At 31.4% G+C, this 739-nt stretch carries 2 protein-coding genes; both read left to right on the forward strand.

Annotation, left to right across the window (positions count from 1 at the left end; translation table 11 throughout):
* Positions 1 to 41 precede the first annotated feature (41 nt).
* A complete protein-coding gene (locus tag DMP16_RS10465) occupies positions 42 to 290 on the forward strand; it encodes an antitoxin VapB family protein (protein WP_143577243.1) in 249 nt (82 codons plus the stop codon).
* Between the two features lie 165 nt (positions 291 to 455).
* Positions 456 to 632 carry a hypothetical protein gene (locus DMP16_RS11495; protein ID WP_255446892.1) on the forward strand — a complete coding sequence of 59 codons (177 nt, stop codon included), beginning with the start codon at positions 456 to 458 and terminating at the stop codon, positions 630 to 632.
* Positions 633 to 739 lie beyond the last annotated feature (107 nt).

Below are 739 nucleotides of genomic sequence, written 5' to 3' on the forward strand. Positions count from 1 at the left end.
ACCGAAAATCTTAATATATACATATATGCATATATACATTTATGCCTAAAGTAATGACAATATCTGATGAGGTTTACGAGAAGTTAGTTAAGTTAAAGGGGGATAGGTCGTTTAGTGAGACCATAAATGAGCTAATTCAGTTTTATAACGCAAATAAGAAGGGAAGAAAGGAAATTTTAGATAAGATGTTCGGGATCCTAACAGAGAAAGAGGTTGAAGATCTAGAGAAGGAGATTAGTCAGTTTAGAAATAACTTTAGGACGAGGTCATTAGAAAATGGCAATACTTGACTCCAATGTGATAATAAGAATCATGAAGGGAGATAAGATGAGGCTGTAAAGAGTTTAAGCGATAATATTGCTACAACTGTGTTTAACGTCTATGAGATTTTAAGGTCGAAGCATAGTAGTAAAATTTCACAATACTTTGAAGACATAATAATATATCCATTTACGATGAGAGAAGCTGTAATAGCCTCACAAATCTATAGGGATTTAGCGTCGAGAGGTAAGGTTAAGGTTGAAATCGATATTTTAATATCTTCTATAGTTAATGAAACGCTAATAACTTACGATAAGGATTTCTATGATATTAGCAAGGTTTCAAAAATAAATGTAGAAATATTAGACTAAATTTTATTGAAGGTGCAAGATGTATCATAAGAGAATCGTTAAATGGAAAACCCTATATCAGAATACTTTCTTCATTTTGACGTGAGACTAAGTTTCAATTTTAGGTT

This window comes from Sulfolobus sp. B1 (assembly GCF_007050195.1).
Taxonomy (GTDB): Archaea; Thermoproteota; Thermoprotei_A; order Sulfolobales; family Sulfolobaceae; genus Saccharolobus.

Coding starts and splice junctions, on each gene's coding strand:
- DMP16_RS10465 (WP_143577243.1), top strand. CDS start 42: ATGCCTAAAGTAATGACAATATCTGATGAGGTTTACGAGAAGTTAGTT.
- DMP16_RS11495 (WP_255446892.1), top strand. CDS start 456: ATGAGAGAAGCTGTAATAGCCTCACAAATCTATAGGGATTTAGCGTCG.